Annotated in this window: 14 protein-coding genes; 9 read left to right on the top strand and 5 right to left on the bottom strand. The window is 70.9% G+C overall.

Annotated features, from left to right (window positions below):
* Positions 1 to 24 precede the first annotated feature (24 nt).
* On the top strand, positions 25 to 711 hold the full coding sequence (locus tag IQ210_RS14280) for a hypothetical protein (protein WP_194079352.1): 687 nt from the start codon (positions 25 to 27) through the stop codon (positions 709 to 711).
* 46 nt (positions 712 to 757) lie between these two features.
* Here the strand turns inward: IQ210_RS14280 and IQ210_RS14275 are convergent, their stop codons facing one another.
* The gene (locus tag IQ210_RS14275) at positions 758 to 1,636 is read right to left on the bottom strand and encodes a PfkB family carbohydrate kinase (protein WP_194079351.1); all 879 of its coding nucleotides are present in this window, start codon (positions 1,634 to 1,636) and stop codon (positions 758 to 760) included.
* 181 nt (positions 1,637 to 1,817) lie between these two features.
* On the opposite strand from IQ210_RS14275, the gene IQ210_RS14270 reads away from it, so the two are divergent.
* Both IQ210_RS14270 and IQ210_RS14265 read left to right on the top strand, forming a co-directional pair.
* Complete coding sequence (locus IQ210_RS14270; RefSeq protein WP_194079350.1) at positions 1,818 to 3,248, top strand: PQQ-like beta-propeller repeat protein; 1,431 nt, start codon at positions 1,818 to 1,820, stop codon at positions 3,246 to 3,248.
* 134 nt (positions 3,249 to 3,382) lie between these two features.
* The gene (locus IQ210_RS14265) at positions 3,383 to 4,720 is read left to right on the top strand and encodes a DEAD/DEAH box helicase (RefSeq protein ID WP_194079349.1); all 1,338 of its coding nucleotides are present in this window, start codon (positions 3,383 to 3,385) and stop codon (positions 4,718 to 4,720) included.
* Positions 4,721 to 4,792: 72 nt separating this feature from the next.
* Here IQ210_RS14265 and IQ210_RS14260 read toward each other — a convergent pair whose 3' ends face one another.
* The 3 genes from IQ210_RS14260 to IQ210_RS14250 all read right to left on the bottom strand — a co-directional run bounded on the left by IQ210_RS14260 (position 4,793) and on the right by IQ210_RS14250 (position 8,582).
* Positions 4,793 to 5,725, bottom strand: a complete 933-nt coding sequence (locus IQ210_RS14260; protein ID WP_194079348.1) for an amidohydrolase family protein — start codon at positions 5,723 to 5,725, stop codon at positions 4,793 to 4,795.
* Positions 5,726 to 5,793: 68 nt separating this feature from the next.
* Positions 5,794 to 7,362, bottom strand: a complete 1,569-nt coding sequence (locus tag IQ210_RS14255; protein WP_194079347.1) for an alpha/beta hydrolase — start codon at positions 7,360 to 7,362, stop codon at positions 5,794 to 5,796.
* Positions 7,359 to 8,582, bottom strand: coding sequence for a serine hydrolase domain-containing protein (locus tag IQ210_RS14250; RefSeq protein WP_194079346.1), 1,224 nt, complete (start codon positions 8,580 to 8,582; stop codon positions 7,359 to 7,361). The genes IQ210_RS14255 and IQ210_RS14250 overlap by 4 nt, the downstream gene beginning before the upstream one ends.
* A gap of 258 nt (positions 8,583 to 8,840) precedes the next feature.
* On the opposite strand from IQ210_RS14250, the gene IQ210_RS14245 reads away from it, so the two are divergent.
* From IQ210_RS14245 to IQ210_RS14235, 3 genes are read left to right on the top strand one after another with little or no spacing between them, the layout of a single operon-like run.
* Positions 8,841 to 11,081: an MMPL family transporter gene (locus tag IQ210_RS14245; RefSeq protein ID WP_194079345.1), complete on the top strand. Its 2,241-nt coding sequence runs from the start codon at positions 8,841 to 8,843 to the stop codon at positions 11,079 to 11,081.
* 7 nt (positions 11,082 to 11,088) lie between these two features.
* Positions 11,089 to 12,354: a sensor histidine kinase gene (locus IQ210_RS14240; protein ID WP_194079344.1), complete on the top strand. Its 1,266-nt coding sequence runs from the start codon at positions 11,089 to 11,091 to the stop codon at positions 12,352 to 12,354.
* Positions 12,351 to 13,031 carry a response regulator transcription factor gene (locus IQ210_RS14235; protein WP_194079343.1) on the top strand — a complete coding sequence of 227 codons (681 nt, stop codon included), beginning with the start codon at positions 12,351 to 12,353 and terminating at the stop codon, positions 13,029 to 13,031. Before IQ210_RS14240 ends, IQ210_RS14235 begins: the two co-directional genes overlap by 4 nt.
* A 220-nt stretch (positions 13,032 to 13,251) precedes the next feature.
* Here the strand turns inward: IQ210_RS14235 and IQ210_RS14230 are convergent, their stop codons facing one another.
* Positions 13,252 to 14,241 carry a LacI family DNA-binding transcriptional regulator gene (locus IQ210_RS14230; protein WP_194079550.1) on the bottom strand — a complete coding sequence of 330 codons (990 nt, stop codon included), beginning with the start codon at positions 14,239 to 14,241 and terminating at the stop codon, positions 13,252 to 13,254.
* Between the two features lie 300 nt (positions 14,242 to 14,541).
* On the opposite strand from IQ210_RS14230, the gene IQ210_RS14225 reads away from it, so the two are divergent.
* The 3 genes from IQ210_RS14225 (at position 14,542) to IQ210_RS14215 (ending at position 17,825) form a co-directional block, all read left to right on the top strand.
* The gene (locus IQ210_RS14225) at positions 14,542 to 15,468 is read left to right on the top strand and encodes a carbohydrate ABC transporter permease (protein WP_194079342.1); all 927 of its coding nucleotides are present in this window, start codon (positions 14,542 to 14,544) and stop codon (positions 15,466 to 15,468) included.
* Between the two features lie 4 nt (positions 15,469 to 15,472).
* Positions 15,473 to 16,393, top strand: a complete 921-nt coding sequence (locus IQ210_RS14220) for a carbohydrate ABC transporter permease (protein WP_194079341.1) — start codon at positions 15,473 to 15,475, stop codon at positions 16,391 to 16,393.
* A 94-nt stretch (positions 16,394 to 16,487) separates the two neighbouring features.
* Positions 16,488 to 17,825, top strand: coding sequence for an ABC transporter substrate-binding protein (locus tag IQ210_RS14215; RefSeq protein ID WP_194079340.1), 1,338 nt, complete (start codon positions 16,488 to 16,490; stop codon positions 17,823 to 17,825).
* The last annotated feature ends 64 nt before the right edge of the window (positions 17,826 to 17,889 follow it).

Below are 17,889 nucleotides of genomic sequence, written 5' to 3'. Positions count from 1 at the left end.
CGGACGCTCACGGGAGGACACCGGATGACCAGCCTAGACGACAGCCAAGTTTGGGACCCGTTCGGGACGTTGCGCCGCGTGCTGTGGATCGGCGGCGGTCAGTGGGCCGGTAAGTCGACCGTCGCCGGGCTGCTGGCCGTTCAGTACGGCGTCACCACGTATCACTACGACTACCACGACGCCCGCGGTCACAACGATCGCCGGATCGCCCGCCGCGTGACCCTCGGTGAGCCCGTCACCGGGCCCGACAAGGACACCATGTGGGTGCACACCACCCCCGAGGAGATGGCCGCACAGACCCTGGCCGGCTTCCCGGACCGGTTCCAATGGGCGCTCGACGATCTGCGCGCCCTCGAGTCCGGCCGCCCGATCATCGCCGAAGGCTGGGGACTCCGGCCGGAACTCGTCGCGCCGGTCATCGACTCACCGCGCCGGATGGTCGTGATCGTGCCCACACCCGAGTTCCAGCAGCGACAGGTGCGTGAACTGCCCCGAGCCGCCTCGGTCAGTCACCGCGTCAGCGATCCGGCCCGAGCACAGGCCAACCGACTGGCCCGTGACCGACTCGTCGCCGAGGACGCCGTCCGCGCCGCCCGTCGACTCGGCATCCGCGTCATCATCGTCGACGGCTCCCGCGATGCCGCCGCGACCGCCGAGGAGGTCGCCGACCACTTCAGCCCCTACCTCCCGGAGCCGGAGCGCACGCCTTGATCACGGCGGCGTGCTCACACCGTGGGGTCGCCTCCGCCGATTTCCGCTACGCCATCCACTCCCGCGTGCCGAACGAGGTGCACGCCCGTGACGCCCACTCCGTCGCGGCACGCAGCGCCTCGGCGAAGCCCGGCTCGGTCAACTCGGCCTGTAGGGACAGCTGGTGAGCGAGTGTGCCGTGCAGTACGTCGCCCGCGCCGAGTGTGTCCACCACCCTTACGGCCGGGACAGTCACCGTGCCACCGCCGTGCGGCCCCTCCCACACGAGGGGCTGCCCGCCTCGGCTCACCGCCCTCCATGGGACGTGATGGTCGCGCAGGAACCGCAGGACCTCCTCGGGAATGGTGGTGCCGGGTGGGCGGAAGGAGTCCGCGCAGACGGCCACGTCGATGAAGGGCAACAGCTGTTCCGTTCCCGCCTTCCAGCTGCCGCCGTCGAGGACCGTGAGGCATCCGGCGGCGCGGGCGGCGCGTGCGACGGCCAGCGCGAGGTCCATGTGATGGCCGTCGAACTCGACCACGTCGTGGCCCGTGATCAGAGCCGTCAAGTCGTCGGGCGGCTCGATGCGGCGTCCCGTCGCGTTGGTCGACGCCACGGACCGGTCGCCGCTGGACGCGGTCACCAGGATCGAGGAGACGGCGGGTGGCGCGGTCGAGTCGGCCGACAGGTCCCGCACCGTCACGCCGAGCCCTTCCAGGTCCGCCACGGCCGCGACGCCCAGCGGATGAGAGCCGATCGACGTGAGCAGCGTGGCCGCGCCACCGAGGTGCGCGAAGGCGGCGGCGGCGTTGGCCGCCGGACCGCCCGCGGCCACCGTCTGCCGACGGGCCGTCACCTTCTCGTTCGGGCCCGGCAGTTGGTCCACGAGCTGGACGACGTCGAACGTGCACAGGCCGACGAACAGTCCCGCAGGGCGTTGTGACACGTCAGTCGACCGTCCCGATGTGTGCGGTGGGCCAGGGGCACGGGCACCTTACCCAGCCGCCCGACGACGAGATGGAGGAGTTGAGCAGGCGTGCGGGTGATCAGGAGGAGATGTCGTCGAACCGGAGACGGCAACTGCTAGGTTCCAGCGGATCATTACCGGTCGAACGGGGAGCAACAACATGCAGCGTCCGATGAGTCTTGTCGGCGTCGCCATCGCCGTCGTGCTGCTGACGGGATGCAGCGGCAGCGACGACACGTCCGAGTCGAAGCCCGAGAGCAGCGGCACCTCCGCCACCGCACCGTCGGCACCGAAGGTCGCCTCCTTCGACCCGCCGAAGTCCTTCGTCACGATGTCGGCGTACGGGATCGACCGCACGGCCAAGGACAACGAGTACACGCTCAAGGCCGGCATGGTCGGCCAGACCTCGCTGATCGCGGGCCTCACGGGTGTCACCGGCCACAACATCGCCGGGCAGGCGAAGCCGTGGACCGCGCCCGCCGCCGCGGCCACCACCACCGAGACGGAGGACGTGACCGCGCCCATGCCGGTCCGGCTGGACGGCAAGGACGTCGTGGCCGTCGCCTATGTCCAGAACGACAAGGGCCAGGGCACCCAGAAGGCCAAGGGCCAGGTGGTGTTCCAGTGGCTCGACTCGATCGACGGCAAGAAGGTCGCCGAGGTCACTGCGGACCTCACCCCGGTCCTCGGCGCCGGCCAAGGCGGCGACAACGTGGCGAGCCAGGCATACGACCCGGCCACCGGGCAGATCGTCGTCGGGGTCGGAGCCGCGGGCACGGAAGCCGCCGAGAAGGGGGGCGACGTGTTCACCGTCTACGCCGACCCCAAGACCGGCAAGTCAACCGTGATCCCGTTCGTCACCCCGGCGGGTGTGCTGAACGGTGTCGTCGCCGGCGCCAAGGGCGGCCACCGGGAGGGCGCGGCCGACGGCACGATCGTGCTCGCCGACGGTACGACCGGGAAGATCACCAAGCAGACCCCGACCAAGCAGGACTACCTCAACCCGGCGGGCAGCGGCTCCCGGCACGCCTACCTCGCCTCCAACTCGTACACGGGAGACGACACCTACGCCAACGCCCTGTACGCGGTCGACTTCGCCAGTGGCGCCGTCGTGCAGACGAAGTCGCAGATCACGGACGACCAGCTGAGCGGCTACACCTGCTGGGGCGACCAGGCCAAGTCCGTCGTCTGCACGTCCGGCGCGTCCGGCGGCCGGGAGATCATCGGCTTCGACGACACCACCGGCAAGAAGGCCTGGGGGTACACCGACAAGTCGGCGGACCGGGTCGTCCCGGCGATCACCGCGGCCTTCCACGGTGTCGTCTACGCCCAGACCGAGGCCCAGCCGGTGCTGATGGACGCGGCGACCGGCACGGACGTACCGGCCGCGTCCGCGAAGCCTTCGGCCGGAGGAGGGTCCCGGCAGGGCGCCGACCCGGCGACCGCGTACGGCTCGGACCTGTCGCTGTACGACGGCAAGGCGAGGTCGCCGATCGCGGTCACCCCGTACGGCGGCGCCTATCTGCAGGCTCCGACCGGCAGCAACTACGACCTCCAGACGGTTCTGATCGCGTTGGCGGCCACCTCCTGATCATCCGACTGCGAGCAGCGGGGCGTGCGCGGGTCCGCTGATAAAATGGCCACACGCTTCGACTTCGCCGGGGCCCGTACCGAGGGGTACGGGCCCCGGGCCATTCCGGGGCGCCTGATCAGGAAGGTTCCCCCATGAACGCGAAGCCGTCGAACACCGGACGCTCCTCTGCCGGTGCGTCGCAGCCGGTGTCCCCGGGTCAGCCGCCGGCCGTGTCCTTCGACGCGCTCGGGCTGCCGTCGGAGCTGGTGGCGGCGATGACGGCCCTCGGGGTGACCGAGCCGTTCCCGATCCAGGCCGCCACCCTGCCGGGCGCGCTGGCCGGCCGCGATGTCCTGGGCCGGGCGCGGACCGGCTCCGGCAAGACGCTGGCCTTCGGGCTGGCGCTCCTCGTCCGGACCGCGGGGCTGCGGGCGGACGCCAAGCGGCCGCTCGCGCTGGTGCTGGTGCCGACCCGGGAACTCGCGCAGCAGGTGAGCGACGCGCTGACCCCGTACGCGCAGACGCTGAAGGTGCGGCTGGCGACGGTGGTCGGCGGGCTGTCGATCAACCGGCAGCAGGCGGCGCTGCGGGCCGGCGTCGACGTGCTCATCGCGACGCCGGGCCGGCTGACCGACCTCGTGGAGCGCCGGGACTGCCACCTCGACCAGGTGCGGATCACGGTGCTGGACGAGGCGGACCAGATGTGCGACCTGGGTTTCCTGCCGCAGGTCACGCAGACCCTGGACCAGGTGCGCCCCGACGGTCAGCGGCTGCTGTTCTCGGCCACGCTGGACAAGGACGTCGAGCAACTGGTGCGCGGCTATCTGCACGACCCGGTGCTCGCGTCGGTCGACCCGGCGGCGGGCTCGGTCACCACGATGGAACACCATGTGCTGAACATCCACGCCGCCGACAAGTACGCGACCGCGACCGAGATCGCCGCTCGCGACGGGCGGGTCCTGATGTTCCTCGACACCAAGGCCGGCGTGGACCAGTTCACCCGCCATCTGCGGGCCAGTGGCATCCGGGCCGGTGCCCTGCACAGCGGGAAGTCGCAACCGCAGCGCACGCACACCCTGGGCCAGTTCAAGGACGGTGAGATCACCGTGCTGGTGGCCACCAATGTCGCCGCCCGGGGCATTCATATCGACACGCTCGACCTCGTCGTCAACGTCGACCCGCCGGCCGACGCCAAGGACTATGTGCACCGTGGCGGGCGTACGGCACGCGCCGGGGAGTCCGGGACCGTGGTCACGCTGGTCACGCCGAACCAGCGGCGCGACGTGAACCGGATGATGTCCGAGGCCGGTATCCGCCCGACGGTCACCTCGCGGCGCCCGCCGGCCGGGACGAAGACCTCCGGCGGCAACGCCCCCTTCCGCGGCCTCGGCTCCCGGACCGGCCGCCCCGCGAAGGAGTCCCGCAAGACGGCCGAGGCCCGCAAGATCGCGGAGGCCCGCGCGGCGGCCCGGGTACGCAAGGGCCGCTGAAGCCCGAGGTTGGCGGCGAGCACGCAGGGCCCGCTGAGGCCGGGGTCCGGCGGCGGGCGCGGAAGGGGTTGCTCAGACTCCGAACAACGCCGCCGCGTTGTCGTGGCACACGGCTCGCAGCCACTCCGGTCCGAGGCCCAGCCGCTCCAGGGCGTGCAGCTGGTGCAGGTACGGGTACGGGATGTTGGGGAAGTCTGAGCCCAGCAGGATGCGGTCGCCGAGCCCGGCGAACCGGGGCAGGGCGCGGCGCGGGAACGGCAGGAACCCCTCGGTGAAGTCGGTAAACGCCATGGTGGTGTCCAGCCTCACCTCCGTGTACCGCTCGGCGAGGCTCAGGAAGTCCTCGTACTCGGGCATCCCCATGTGCGCCACGATCAGCCGCAGCCTCGGGTGGCGCGCCAGCACCCGGGCGATCGGCTCGGGGCCGGTGTGCTTGCCCGGCGCGGGCCCGGAGCCGCAGTGGATCACCACGGGAATCCGGGCCTCGGCCAGCACGCCCCACGCCGGCAGGAGCAGCTCGTCGGCCGGGTCGTACGCCCCCACCTGCACATGCGCCTTGAACACGCGCGCTCCGGCTTCGACCGCCTCGCGGACGTACGTCTCGACGTCCGGCTCGGGATACAGGGTGGCGGTGTGCAGGCACTCCGGGGTCCGGTGGGCGAAGTCGGCCGCCCAGCCGTTCAGCCACCGGGCCATGCCGGGCTTGTGCGGGTAGAGCATCGACGTGAACGCCCGCACACCGAACCGGCGCAGCACATCCGCCCGTTCCGCCTCCTCCCGCCGATAGGTGATCGGCCACTCCAGCCCGCCGGTCAGGGTTCCCTGTGCGTCGAAGTACTCCCAGACCTTGTCCAGGACGCGCTCGGGCATGAAGTGCGTGTGGACGTCGACCAGTCCCGGAAGACCGAGCCCCTCCCAGAAGCGGCGGATCTCACCGGCTTCTGCTTCCCAGGACGCGTCACTGGCGGTTCGCGGGCTGTCGGGTGCCGGTGGGTGATCGTTCACGTCTCCCACGATCGGCCCTGGTGCGGGGGCAGGTCCAGCCGTTTCCGGCGAGCGACGTGAGTGATCCGTCACGGCACCCGTGCGGCGCAGGTGACGTCCCTGGCCGGAACGCGGCCGGTGGCGAGGTACGCATTGACCGTGTCGTCGACGCACGGGGTGCCGTAGACGCCGTAGACCGCGTGCTGGTCGGCGCCGCGCAGGGTGACCAGGCGGGAGGAGGGCCAGGCCCGGCGTACCGCGGTGGCGCCCTCGTAGGTGGTGCGCGGGTCGCCGGTGGCGTTGACGAGGAGGGCGGGGAGGTCGTCCCTGATGACGGTCGGGCGCTCGCGGGGCGGGGACCAGAACGCGCAGGGGTTCACGTTGTTCGTGACGGGGGCCAGCAGCGGGTCCTGCGCGCGGGCCCGCTGGATGTCGCGCCAGTAGACCTCCGGGTCCCGTGGTGCGGCGATGTCCCCGCACAGGATCGCCGTCTGGACGCTGCCGTAGGAGGAGTCGGTCCCGGTGAGCAGGAACGCGAGGGCGTCGGCCAGCCACGGGGACGCGGTGACCCGGTGCCCGTCCGCCGCGCGCAGCAGGTCGCGCATCGCCTGGGCGAAGTCCCCGTAGGCGGAGTCGTTGTCCTGCGAGAGGCCGTTGAAGACGATGAGGGGAACGACGTGCTCGTCCACGCGGTGCTCCCCGATCCGCAGGGGGGTGCGGGCCGCGGCCGCCTGGACGCGGTCCACGGCCGCCAGCACCGCCCCACGCGTCCGGCCCAGGCCGTACGTCGCGTCACGGGCGGCGGCCCAGGAGGCCCAGCCCTCCAGCGCGTGCCGGTTGGCCTTCTCGGTGCCCTGCAGCAGCCGGGGGCCGTACCGGTCCGGGTCGATGACACCGTCCAGGACGACCCGCTCGACGCGGGCGGGGAACATCGTCGTGTACACCTCGCCGAGGTAACTGCCGTAGGAGTAGCCCAGGTAGGAGATCCGCCGTTCACCGAGCGCCGCGCGGATGACGTCCATGTCGCGGGCGGTGTTGCGGGTGGTGGCGTACGACAGCACGTCCCCCGCGTGCTGCCGGCAGCGCTCGGCGAGGTCTTCGGAGAACGCCGTCATTCGGTCGAAGCCGGCACGGTCGAAGCCGGCGCTCCGGAACGCGGAGCCGGTCGGCCAGTGGCAGTCCAACGGGGTGCTGCGGCCGACGAAGCGGGGGTCCACGCCGACCACGTCGTAGCGTGCGCCGACGTCCTTCATCGCCTGGCGCACCCACGGCGGGTCGCCGAGGGTCTGCCCGCCGGGGCCGCCGCCGTTGAGGAGCAGCGGGCCGACGCGGTGGGCGGTGTCGGTGGCGCGGATGCGGGAGATCGCGACGGTGATCGTCCGGCCGCCGGGGTCGCCGTAGTCCAACGGCACGGTCACGTCGGTGCATTGGGCGCCCGCCTGCTCCAACTCCTTGCCGGTCGTGTCGTCCTGGCCGCGCACACAGCTCTTCCAGTCGAGATGCTGGTGGTGATAGCGGGCGAGGGGGTCGGAGGCGGCCTGGGCCGGGAGGGCGGTTGCGGGCAGCGCGGTGAGGGCGAGAGCGGTGGCGGCCAGGCAGAGGGCGGCCTTTCTCGTCGTACGCGAAACGCCTTGTGGCGAGCGGACTAAGTGGATCACCGGTGGGTCCCTTCTGTCGGTGCTGTGCCTTCGGCAGGCCGTTCTTCGCAGAAGGCGGTCTGCACGGTGGCGAGGAAGTCCTGTTCGGCCTGCAGGGTGTCGGGCACCTTGTTGAGCGCGACGGCCACGCTCCGCCCGCCGGGGCCGACGGCGGTCAGCGCCCGGTGGCCTCCTGGCACGGTCCCCGCGTGGCCCCACCACAGGCCGCCGCAGCGCAGCGGGGAGGCGATCAGGCCGAGCCCGTAGCGGGCGCCGGGCCACAGCCGGTCGGGGTCGGCGGCCACCGTCCGCCGCATGTCGGCGAGTTGGGCCGCGGGCAGCAGCCGTCCGCCGAGCAGTGCGGTGACGAACCGGGTCAGGTCGGCGGGGGTGGAGACCAGGGCACCGCCGACGCCCCCGAAGGTCGTGTTCCAGGCGGTGCCGTCGGTGAGGAGGCCGTCCTCGGTGGTGAAGTAGCTGCGCGAGTGCGGTCCCTGGATGCGAGTGTCGTCGCCGGGCCAGTACGTGTCGTGCAGCCCGAGGGGCCGGATCACGCGGCGGGTGATCTCCTCCTCCGGGGAGCGGCCGGTGACCTTGCCGATGATCAGGCCCGCGAGGAGGTAGTTGGTGGTCGCGTAGTGCCATGTGTTCGTCGGTCGTGGCAGGTCGAGGGCGCGGGCGATGAGTTCGTGGGGCTCGAAGTGGCGGTTGCGGAGGCGTTCGGGGTGTTCCCACTCGGGGGCGTCGAGGTAGTCGGGCAACCCGCTGGTGTGGCGCAGCAGTTGGCGTACGGTGATGCGGCGGCCGTCGTAGCCGCCCTGCCGGATCAGGCCGGGCAGGTAGTGGTCGACGGGCGCGTCGAGCGCGATCCGGTGCTCGGCGGCGAGTTGGAGCACGACCGTGGCGGTGAACGTCTTGGTGACGCTGCCGACGCGCAGCCGGTCGGCGGCGTTCATGGCGCGGCCCGTGCGAAGGTCCGCCGTCCCCGCGGTCGCGGTCCAACTCCCGCAGGTCGCATCCGCGTTGGGGTCGGTCACAAGGACCGCGGCGCCGGTGATCCGGTCGCGCCCGGTGAGCGTGCGCAGTGCTTGGCGCAGTTCGCTGTGGGCTCGGCACACGGCGTCGTGTGCAGTGGGCAGTTGTCGCGCGGCGGCGGGCGCTGCCGGTACGACCATGGCCGCCAACAGAGCCGCCACGCCTGCGCGTCTGCCCAGCGTCGAGGTGGTGCGCGGGGATGCCATGCGCCACAACGCTAGGCAGGCACCGGGGCGGGGTCACTCGGGGTGACCTCCGGATCGCGGGTGGGGGCAGCCTCAGCGGGCGGCTGGGGCCTTCCCCCTGTAGTGCGTCGGCACTAGGCGGCGCCGGTCGCTGGTCCAGGTGCACCAGGGACAGACGGCAGCGGGGAACGATGTCCGGCGAGGCACCGGAAGGAAGGGTTGGAGGCGCGTGAGATCCGCGCAATTCCCCTTGCCTAGCGGTGTCTGGAGTGATCAGAAGTGGCTGTGTTGCTGTACCGGATCGGACGGTGGGCCTTCCGGCGGCGTCGGCTCGTGGGCGGTGTGTGGCTCGGTGTCCTGGTGCTGGCCGTCGCCGCCGCCGCGCTGGCGCCGGCCGGAGAGGAGGAGGACCTCTCCATGCCCGGCACCGAGTCGCAGAAGGCGTTCGACCTGCTGGACGAGCGGTTCCCGCAGAGCAACTCCCAGGGGGCGGAGGCCCGTCTGGTGTTCCGGGCGCCGGACGGCCAACGGGTGACGGCCAAGGAGAACCGGGCGGCGGTCGAGGACGCGCTCGGCTCGCTGGACGACGGCGCTCAGGTCGCGTCGGCCACCGACCCCTATGAGAGCGGCGCCGTCAGCGAGGACGGCACCATCGCATACTCCACGATCACCTACACCGCGGACGCCGTGGACCTGACCGAGGCGTCGAAGGACGACCTCGCGAACGCCGCGCGACAGGCCCGGGACACGGGGCTGACCGTGGAGATCGGTGGCTCCGCCCTGGACGCGGAGGAAGAGCCGGGCGGTACGACGGAGATCGTGGGCGTGGCGGTCGCGGCCGTGGTGCTGGTGCTCGCCCTCGGGTCGCTGATCGCGGCCGGACTGTCGCTGCTGACCGCCTTCGTGGGCGTGGCCATCGCCTTCGGTCTGGTCGCGGCGCTGGCCGTGCCGCTGGGGCTGACCTCCACCGTCGCCATCCTGGCCCTGATGCTGGGGCTGGCGGTCGGCATCGACTACGCGCTCTTCATCACCTCCCGCTTCCGACACGAGTGCGCCCAGGGCAGGGCGCCCGAGGAGGCCGCGGGGCGGGCGGTGGGCACGGCCGGGTCCGCCGTCGTCTTCGCCGGTGCGACCGTCTTCATCGCCCTGGTCGGCCTGGGCGTGGTCGGCATCCCCGAACTCACCAAGATGGGCCTGGGCGGCGCGGGCGCCGTGGCCCTCGCCGTCCTCGTCGCCCTCACCCTGGTCCCGGCGCTGTTCGGGTTCTTCGGCCGGCGGATGCTGCCCCGCGCCGTCCGCAAGGCGATCCGGTCGGGCGACGCATCCCCGCGTCCGGTGCCTGACACCGGCCGGCCCGGACTCGGCGCCCGCTGGGCGCGGTTCGTGCTGCGCCGTCCGGTGCCCGTCCTGATGATCGCCGGGTTGGGCCTCGGGGCCGTGGCCCTTCCCGCCCTGGGCCTCGAACTTGGTCTGCCCGGAGACGAGTCGAAGTCGGTGGAGACCACCCAGCGCCGCGCCTACGACCTGATGTCGGAAGGCTTCGGCCCCGGCTTCAACGGCCCTTTGACCGTGGTCGTCGACACCTCCGGGTCCGGGGACGTGCGGGCCACCACAGACCTGGTCGTCAGGACCGTACGGGACGTCGACGGCGTCGCGTCGGTCGGCGATCCGGTGCTCAGCCGGGCCGAGGACACGGCCGTCCTCACCGCCGTCCCGGACACCGCGCCCAACACGGGCGCGACCAAGGACCTCGTGCACACGATCCGCAGCGCGATCTCCGACGTCGAGGCCGACACGGGCGCCGACGTCCTGGTCACCGGCACCACCGCGATGAACATCGACATCTCCCAGGCCATGTCCGACGCCCTGCTCCCCTACCTGACCGTGGTCATCGGCCTGGCCGTGCTGCTGTTGACGGTGGTCTTCCGCTCGGTCCTGGTCCCGGTCAAGGCCGCGCTCGGGTTCCTGCTGTCGGTGGGTGCCGCCTTCGGCGTCCTCGTCGCCGTCTTCCAATGGGGATGGGCGGCGGACCTGATCGGCATCGAACAGACCGGGCCGGTCATGTCGTTGATGCCGATTCTGATCATCGGCATCGTCTTCGGTCTGGCCATGGACTACGAGGTCTTCCTCCTGACCCGGATGCGGGAGGCGTACGTCCATGGCGCCTCGCCCGGTGACGCGGTCGTCAACGGCTTCCGGCACAGCGGTCGGGTGGTGGCCGCCGCCGCGATCATCATGATCAGCGTGTTCGCCGGGTTCATCGGGATGAGCAGCCCGACGATCCAGACGATGGGCGTCGGACTGGCCGCCGCCGTAGCCTTCGACGCCTTCGTGGTGCGGATGGCGATCGCGCCCGCGGTCCTGGCGCTGCTCGGCCACCGGGCCTGGTGGCTGCCCCGTATCCTCGACCGTGTGCTGCCGAATGTGGACATCGAGGGGGAGAAACTGAACCGCCAAGTCCCGGCCCACGCAACCGAGTCGGACGCCGCGGTACGGCGGTTCCCGGTCGGCCGGGACTGAACCCGCCATGACTGACAGGGGTGTTGAGGGACTGCGACCACGCGGCACGTGGTGGCGGGAGGCAGCGATCACGGGGACGGCGTTCACGCTCTGTCTGCTCGGCGGCGTCCTCCAGGACGACGGCCGCACACTGGGAGCGCCCTCCGTCGCCGCCTACGTCATCGCCGTGGTGTCCTGTGCCGTGCTGCCGCTGCGGCACCGGGCACCCCTGGCCGCCATGGCGGTCACGACAGCCGCCGGGGCGCTCGCGCCGTCCCTGGACCTGCTGTTGAGCCCGCTCATCGTGGCCCCCGCCGTGATCACCGCCTACTCGCTCACCGCGCGCACCGAACGGCACGCGGTGAGCGCGGTGTCGCTCACCTCCGTGGCCCTGGTGGTCGCCTCCACTCCCTTGCTCGGAGCCCTGTCCTGGAAGGACGCGAGCAGGATCGGGGCGGTGGCGGCGTTCCCCCTGGTGGCCGGCGTACTGGGCCACTCGGCCCACAACCGGCGGGCCTATCTGGCGGCCATGGAGGAGCGGGCCAAGCGCGCCGAGGAGAGCCGGGAGGGCGAGGCGCGCCGGCGAGTGGCCGAGGAACGGGTGCGCATCGCCCGGGAGTTGCACGACCTCGTGGCCCATCAGATCACCCTCGCCAACGCGCAGGCCACGGTCGCCGCCCACCTCTTCGACGCCCGCCCGGAGCAGACCCGTCAGAGCCTCAAGGAACTCGTCGAGACCACCGGCCACGCGCTCGACGAACTGCGCGCCACCGTAGGACTGTTGCGCCAGTCCGGGGACGCGGCGGCACCCGCGGAACCGACACCCGGGCTGGCCCGCCTTCCCGCACTCCTGGAGTCCTTCGGCCGCGCGGGGCTTCAGGTGACGGCGCATCAGAAGGGCACCGTCCGGCCGCTGCCACCAGGGGTGGACCTCACCGCCTACCGCATCATCCAGGAGGCCCTGACCAACGTGACCAAGCACGCCGGCACCTCCGACGCCCGGGTGCAACTCGCCTGGGAGCGCGACCGCTTGACCATCACCGTCGCCGACGACGGACGAGACACTCCCCCGATGTCTTCCGCCGTTGCGAGTGCCTCCACGCTGCCTGACCGTCCGCCCGGCTACGGTCTGATCGGGATGCGCGAGCGGGCCACCGCGGTCGGCGGACACCTGTCCGCGGGCAGGCAACCCGAGGGCGGCTTCCTCGTCTCCGCCCACCTGCCCCTGCCAGCCGCCAAGGACACGGCACCCGACGGACACAGCGGCGACCGGCGCGACGGGGAGGCGTCATGACGCTCCGCGTGCTGCTCGCCGACGACCAGGCGCTGCTGCGCCAGGCCTTCCGCCTGCTGCTCGACTCCGCCGACGACATCACCGTGGTCGGCGAGGCCGGCGACGGCCGAGAGGCGGTGCGGCTCACCCGGGAGCTGCGCCCGGACGTGGTGCTCATGGACATCCGTATGCCCGAGGTGGACGGGCTCGCCGCCACGACGGAGATCTGCGCGGACCCGGAACTGCGCGCGAGCCGCATCCTCGTCCTCACCACCTACGAGACCGACGAATACGTCGCCCAGGCGCTGCGCGCGGGAGCCGGCGGGTTCATCGGCAAGGGCATCGGGGCCGACGACCTGCTGAACGCCGTGCGGACGATCGCCGACGGCGACACGCTCCTGTCCCCCGCCGCGACGCGCTCCCTGGTCGCCCGTTTCCTCGCCATACCGGACACCGTCCCGCCGCAGAACCCCGAACGGCTCGACCGGCTCACGCCGCGCGAACGCGAGATGGTGGCCCTCGTCGCGACCGGCCTGTCCAACCAGGAGATCGCCGAGCGGTTGTTCCTCAGCCCCTTCACCGTCCGCGCCCATGTGCAGCGCGCCATGACGAAGCTGGAGGCCCGCGACCGGGCCCAACTCGTCGTCATCGCCTACCGGACGGGCCTGGTCCGACCCACCCCGGACGAGCAGCCGTGACCGAACGCCGGGTCGGGGCCCCGGACGATGAGGCGCAGCCCAACACCCGGCCCGGACCTCTCGGGACCATAAGCCGCAGCCCAACACCGGACCCGGACCGCTCCAGACGATAAGCCTCAACCGAACACCGGCCCCACACCCCCCTGGACAAGCGGCACACCAGGCCCGCCCCGGACACGCAGCCGTCACCGTAGCCGTAGCCGACCACCGCACCCGCCGCTCAGTCTCCGCTCGGCGGCGCCGCGCTCTCCCGGATGATCAGGCGCGTCGGCACCAGCGTCGTGCCGTGGGGCGTGTCGTCGTGGCGCAGTTTGCGCAGGACCGCCTGGACGCAGAGGCGGCCGACCTCGGCGAAGTCCTGGTGGACGGTGGTCAGGGGCGGCAGGAAGGACGACGCCTCGGCGATGTCGTCGAAGCCGATGACACTGACGTCCTCCGGGACACGCCGGCCGCGTTCGTGCAGGGCGCGCAGCAGGCCCAGGGCCATCTGGTCGTTGGCCGTGAAGACCGCCGTGCAGTCCTGCTGCGCGGCCAGCTCCAGGCCCGCCCGGTAGCCGGACCCCGCCGACCAGTCGCCGCGCACCAGCGGCGGCACCGGACGGCCCGCCTCGGTGAGCGTGGCCTGCCAGGCGTCGGTGCGGCGCTGGGCGGCGTAGGAGTCCTCCGGGCCGGCGAGGTGCCAGACGGTGTGGTGGCCGAGCCCGAGGAGGTGTTCGACGGCGGTGCGGGTGCCGCCGGCCTGGTCGGTGTCGACGACCGTATACCGGTCCCCCGCGTCGGAGTCGGCGACGACCACCTGGACGCGGGGCGGCATGTTGATGGTGGCCGCGTCCAGGAGGTGCACCTCCATGATGACGATCACCGCGTCGACGGCGAGTTCCTGCAGCCGGGAGAAGGCGCCGCGCACCTCGTCCTGGGTGGGGACGGCCAGGGGCAGCAGGGTCACGGCGTAGCCCTCGGCGGCCGCCGCGGTCGCGATCGCCTCCAGGGTGCGGACGTTGCCGGTCGTGGAGAGGGAGAAGGTGATGACGCCCAGGGTGCGGAACTCGCCGCGTTTGAGGGCGCGGGCGGCGCTGTTGGGGCGGTAGCCCAGCTCCCGCATGGCGTCGAGGACCTGGCGGCGGGTCTCCTCGTTGACGCCTGCGTAGCCGTTCGACACGCGGGAGACGGTCTGGGAGGACACCCCGGCCAGCCGCGCCACGTCGGCCATCGAGACCGAGGGACGGCCCACGCGGCGGCCTCGGCGCGGCGCCTGCGGCGGCGAGTCGTGTGTCGCGTCCATTTGCTACCCCCTGCCTCTCCTTGCATCGCTTTGATCACGATCCTCCGGGGAGGCCCTTGACCTGTGTCATCGGAGGAGTGTAGACATGCCGCCATCGGATGTTTACGTAAACATAACAGCTCAAGTCACTTTTTCTGCTGATCGATGTTTACGCAAACATCGCGGCCGCCCTGCACGGGAAACCAGTGCCGGGCGGGGGTTCCATGAGTGAACGAGCGAGGAACGATCATGACAACGTTGCAACCGCCGGCAGCCGCCGAGCCGCGCCCGGCACCGCCTCCGGCGAAACGGGACCGACGCTCGTGGACGGGGTGGGGGTTCATCGGCCCGTTCGTGGCGGTCTTCGCGCTGGTCTTCCTCGCGCCCATCGCGTACTCGATCTATCTGAGCCTCTACCGCAACCAGCTCATCGGCGGCAACCACTTCGTCGGCCTGGACAACTACACCCAGGCCCTCAAGGACGACCAGTTCTGGCAGGCCGTCGGCCGGGTGGCGCTCTTCCTGGCGATCCAGGTGCCGATCATGCTGGGCATCGCCCTGCTGGTGGCGCTGGCGCTGGACAGCGGCCGGCTCTACGGCAAGAGCTTCTTCCGGATCACGATCTTCCTGCCGTACGCCGTGCCCGCCGTGGTCGCCACCCTGATGTGGGGCTTCATGTACGGCACCAAGTACGGCCTGGTGGGCGACATCAACGAGGCGTTCGGCACCTCGCTGCCCGACCTGCTCTCCCCCGACTGGGTGCTCGCCTCCATCGGCAACATCGTGACCTGGGAGTTCGTCGGCTACAACATGCTGATCTTCTACTCCGCGCTGCGGGTGATCCCGACCTCGCTGTACGAGGCCGCGGAGATCGACGGCGCCGGTCAGTGGCGGATCATCAGCTCGATCAAGCTGCCCGCGATCCGGGGCGCGATCGTCATCGCGACGATCTTCTCGATCATCGGCAGCTTCCAGCTCTTCAACGAGCCGAGCATCCTGCGCCCGCTGGCGCGCAACGCCATCACCACCGACTACACGCCGAACTTCTACACGTACTCGCTGTCCTTCAACGGCCAGCAGCACAACTACTCCGCGACGGTGGCCATCATCATGGGCGTCCTCACGATGATCGTCGCCTACGCCGTCCAGCTGCGCGGCATGCGCAAGGGAGCGTGACCCGATGAGCACCTCTGTCGCCGCTCCCCCCGCCAAGAGCGCGTCCCCGCTGCGCACCCCGCGCAAGAAGCACACCCCGGGCAAGCCGAAACGCAGCCTGCTGCTCACGGGGCTGATGGCCCTGATGGTCCTCTACACCGTGGCGCCGCTGATCTGGCTGGTCATCAACTCCACCAAGACGCAGGCGGGTCTGGGCTCCTCCAACGGACTGTGGTTCGCCCACGACTTCGCCCTGTGGGACAACATCCGCACCACCTTCACCTACCACGACGGCATCTTCGTCCGCTGGCTGCTCAACACCCTGCTGTACGTCGTGCTCGGCGCCGGTGGCGCGACGCTGCTGGCGGTGCTCGGCGGGTACGCGCTGGCGAAGTTCGACTTCCCCGGCAAGCGCGGGATCTTCGCCGTCGTCATCGGCGCCGTGGCCGTGCCGGGTACGGCCCTCGCGGTGCCGACGTTCCTGATGTTCAGCAAGATGGGGCTCACCGACACCCCGTGGGCCGTGATCATCCCGTCGCTGGTCTCGCCGTTCGGCCTCTATCTGATGTGGGTGTTCGCCGCCGAGGCGATCCCGACCGAGCTGCTGGAAGCGGCCCGGATGGACGGGGCGAACGAGGTGCGGACCTTCTTCCAGGTCGCGCTGCCGCTGCTGGCCCCGGGCATCGTGACCGTGCTGCTGTTCACCACGGTCGCCACCTGGAACAACTACTTCCTGCCGCTGATCATGCTCAAGGACCCGGACTGGTACCCGCTGACCCTGGGCCTGAGCGCCTGGAACTCGCAGGCGGAGACCATCGGCGGTGACGTGATCTTCAACCTGGTCATCACCGGCTCCCTCATCACGATCATCCCCCTGATCGCCGCCTTCCTGTTCCTCCAGAAGTACTGGCAGTCCGGTCTGGCCGCCGGAAGCGTCAAGGAGTGACGCCCCCGAACCCCCCAATGCAGCACCCCTGAAACACCCGTTGAAGCACCACCACCCTCACCTGTCCCACCCACGAAGAAGTGGAAGCACCTCCATGCGCAGAACAACGAGCCGCATCCTGCGCGGCATCGCCCTCGTCTCCACCCTCGCCCTCGGCGTGACCGCCTGTGGCGGCTCGGACGACGACTCCGACACCAAGGCCGTCTCCGCCGCCGACATCAAGGCGGCCCTGGACAAGGGCGGCTCCATCACGGTCTGGGCCTGGGAGCCCACCCTGAAGACCGTGGCCGCCGACTTCCAGAAGAAGTACCCGAAGGTCAAGGTCAACCTGGTCAGCGAGCGCTCCGGCGACAAGCACTACACCGCGCTGTCCAACGCGATCTCGGCCGGCAAGGGCGTCCCGGACGTCGCCCAGGTCGAGTACTTCGCGCTCGGCCAGTACTCCCTCACCAAGGGCCTGACCGACCTGGCCCCGTACGGCGCCGACAAGCTCGCCTCGAAGTACACGGCCGGTCCGTGGAACGCGGTCAGCGACGGCGACAAGGTCTACGGCCTGCCGATGGACTCGGGCCCGATGGCGATGTTCTACAACAAGACCGTCTTCGACAAGTACAAGGTCGCCGTCCCGACCACGTGGGACGAGTACCTGGACGCGGCCCGCAAGATCCACAAGGCCGACCCGAAGGCGTACATCGCCAACGACGCCGGTGACGCGGGCTTCACCACCTCCATGCTGTGGCAGGCCGGTTCGCGCCCGTACAAGGTCGACGGCACCAAGGTCGGCATCAACTTCGACGACGCCGGCGCGAAGAAGTTCGAGACCGTCTGGCAGAAGCTGATCGACGAGAAGCTGCTCGCCCCGATCAACGGCTGGACCGACGACTGGTACAAGGGCCTCGGCGACGGCACCATCGCCACCCTGACCACCGGCGCCTGGATGCCCGCCAACTTCGAGACCGGCGTCCCCGGCGCCAAGGGCCAGTGGCGTGCGGCGGCGATGCCCGCCTGGACCAAGGGTGACAAGGCGAGCGCGGAGAACGGCGGCTCCTCGCTGACCGTCCCGGCGCTGGCCAAGAACAAGGAACTCGCCTACGCCTTCACCGAGTACGCCAACTCCGGTGCCGGTGTCGCCACCCGCGTCTCCGAGGGCGCCTTCCCCGCCACCAAGGCGCAGCTGGAGGACCCCGCGTTCCAGAGCAAGAAGTTCGACTACTTCGACGGCCAGGAGGCGAACAAGATCTTCGCCGAGTCCGCGGCGAACGTGGCGAGCGACTGGTCCTACCTGCCGTTCCAGCAGTACGCGAACTCGATCTTCAACGACACGGTCGGCAAGGCGTACGTCTCCAACACCTCGCTGGCGGACGGCCTGAAGGCCTGGCAGGACGCCTCGATCAAGTACGGCGAGGAGCAGGGCTTCACCATCGAGAAGTAGTTCTCGCGGAAGCCGAGAAGCACTTCTCGCGGAAGCAATGAACGCCGGGCGGCGCGGCTCCCGG

Source organism: Streptomyces justiciae, assembly GCF_015163075.1.
Lineage (GTDB): Bacteria > Actinomycetota > Actinomycetes > Streptomycetales > Streptomycetaceae > Streptomyces > Streptomyces justiciae.
The sequence above is the reverse complement of the archived record's forward strand: the minus strand, read 5'-3'. Positions and strand labels throughout refer to the sequence as shown.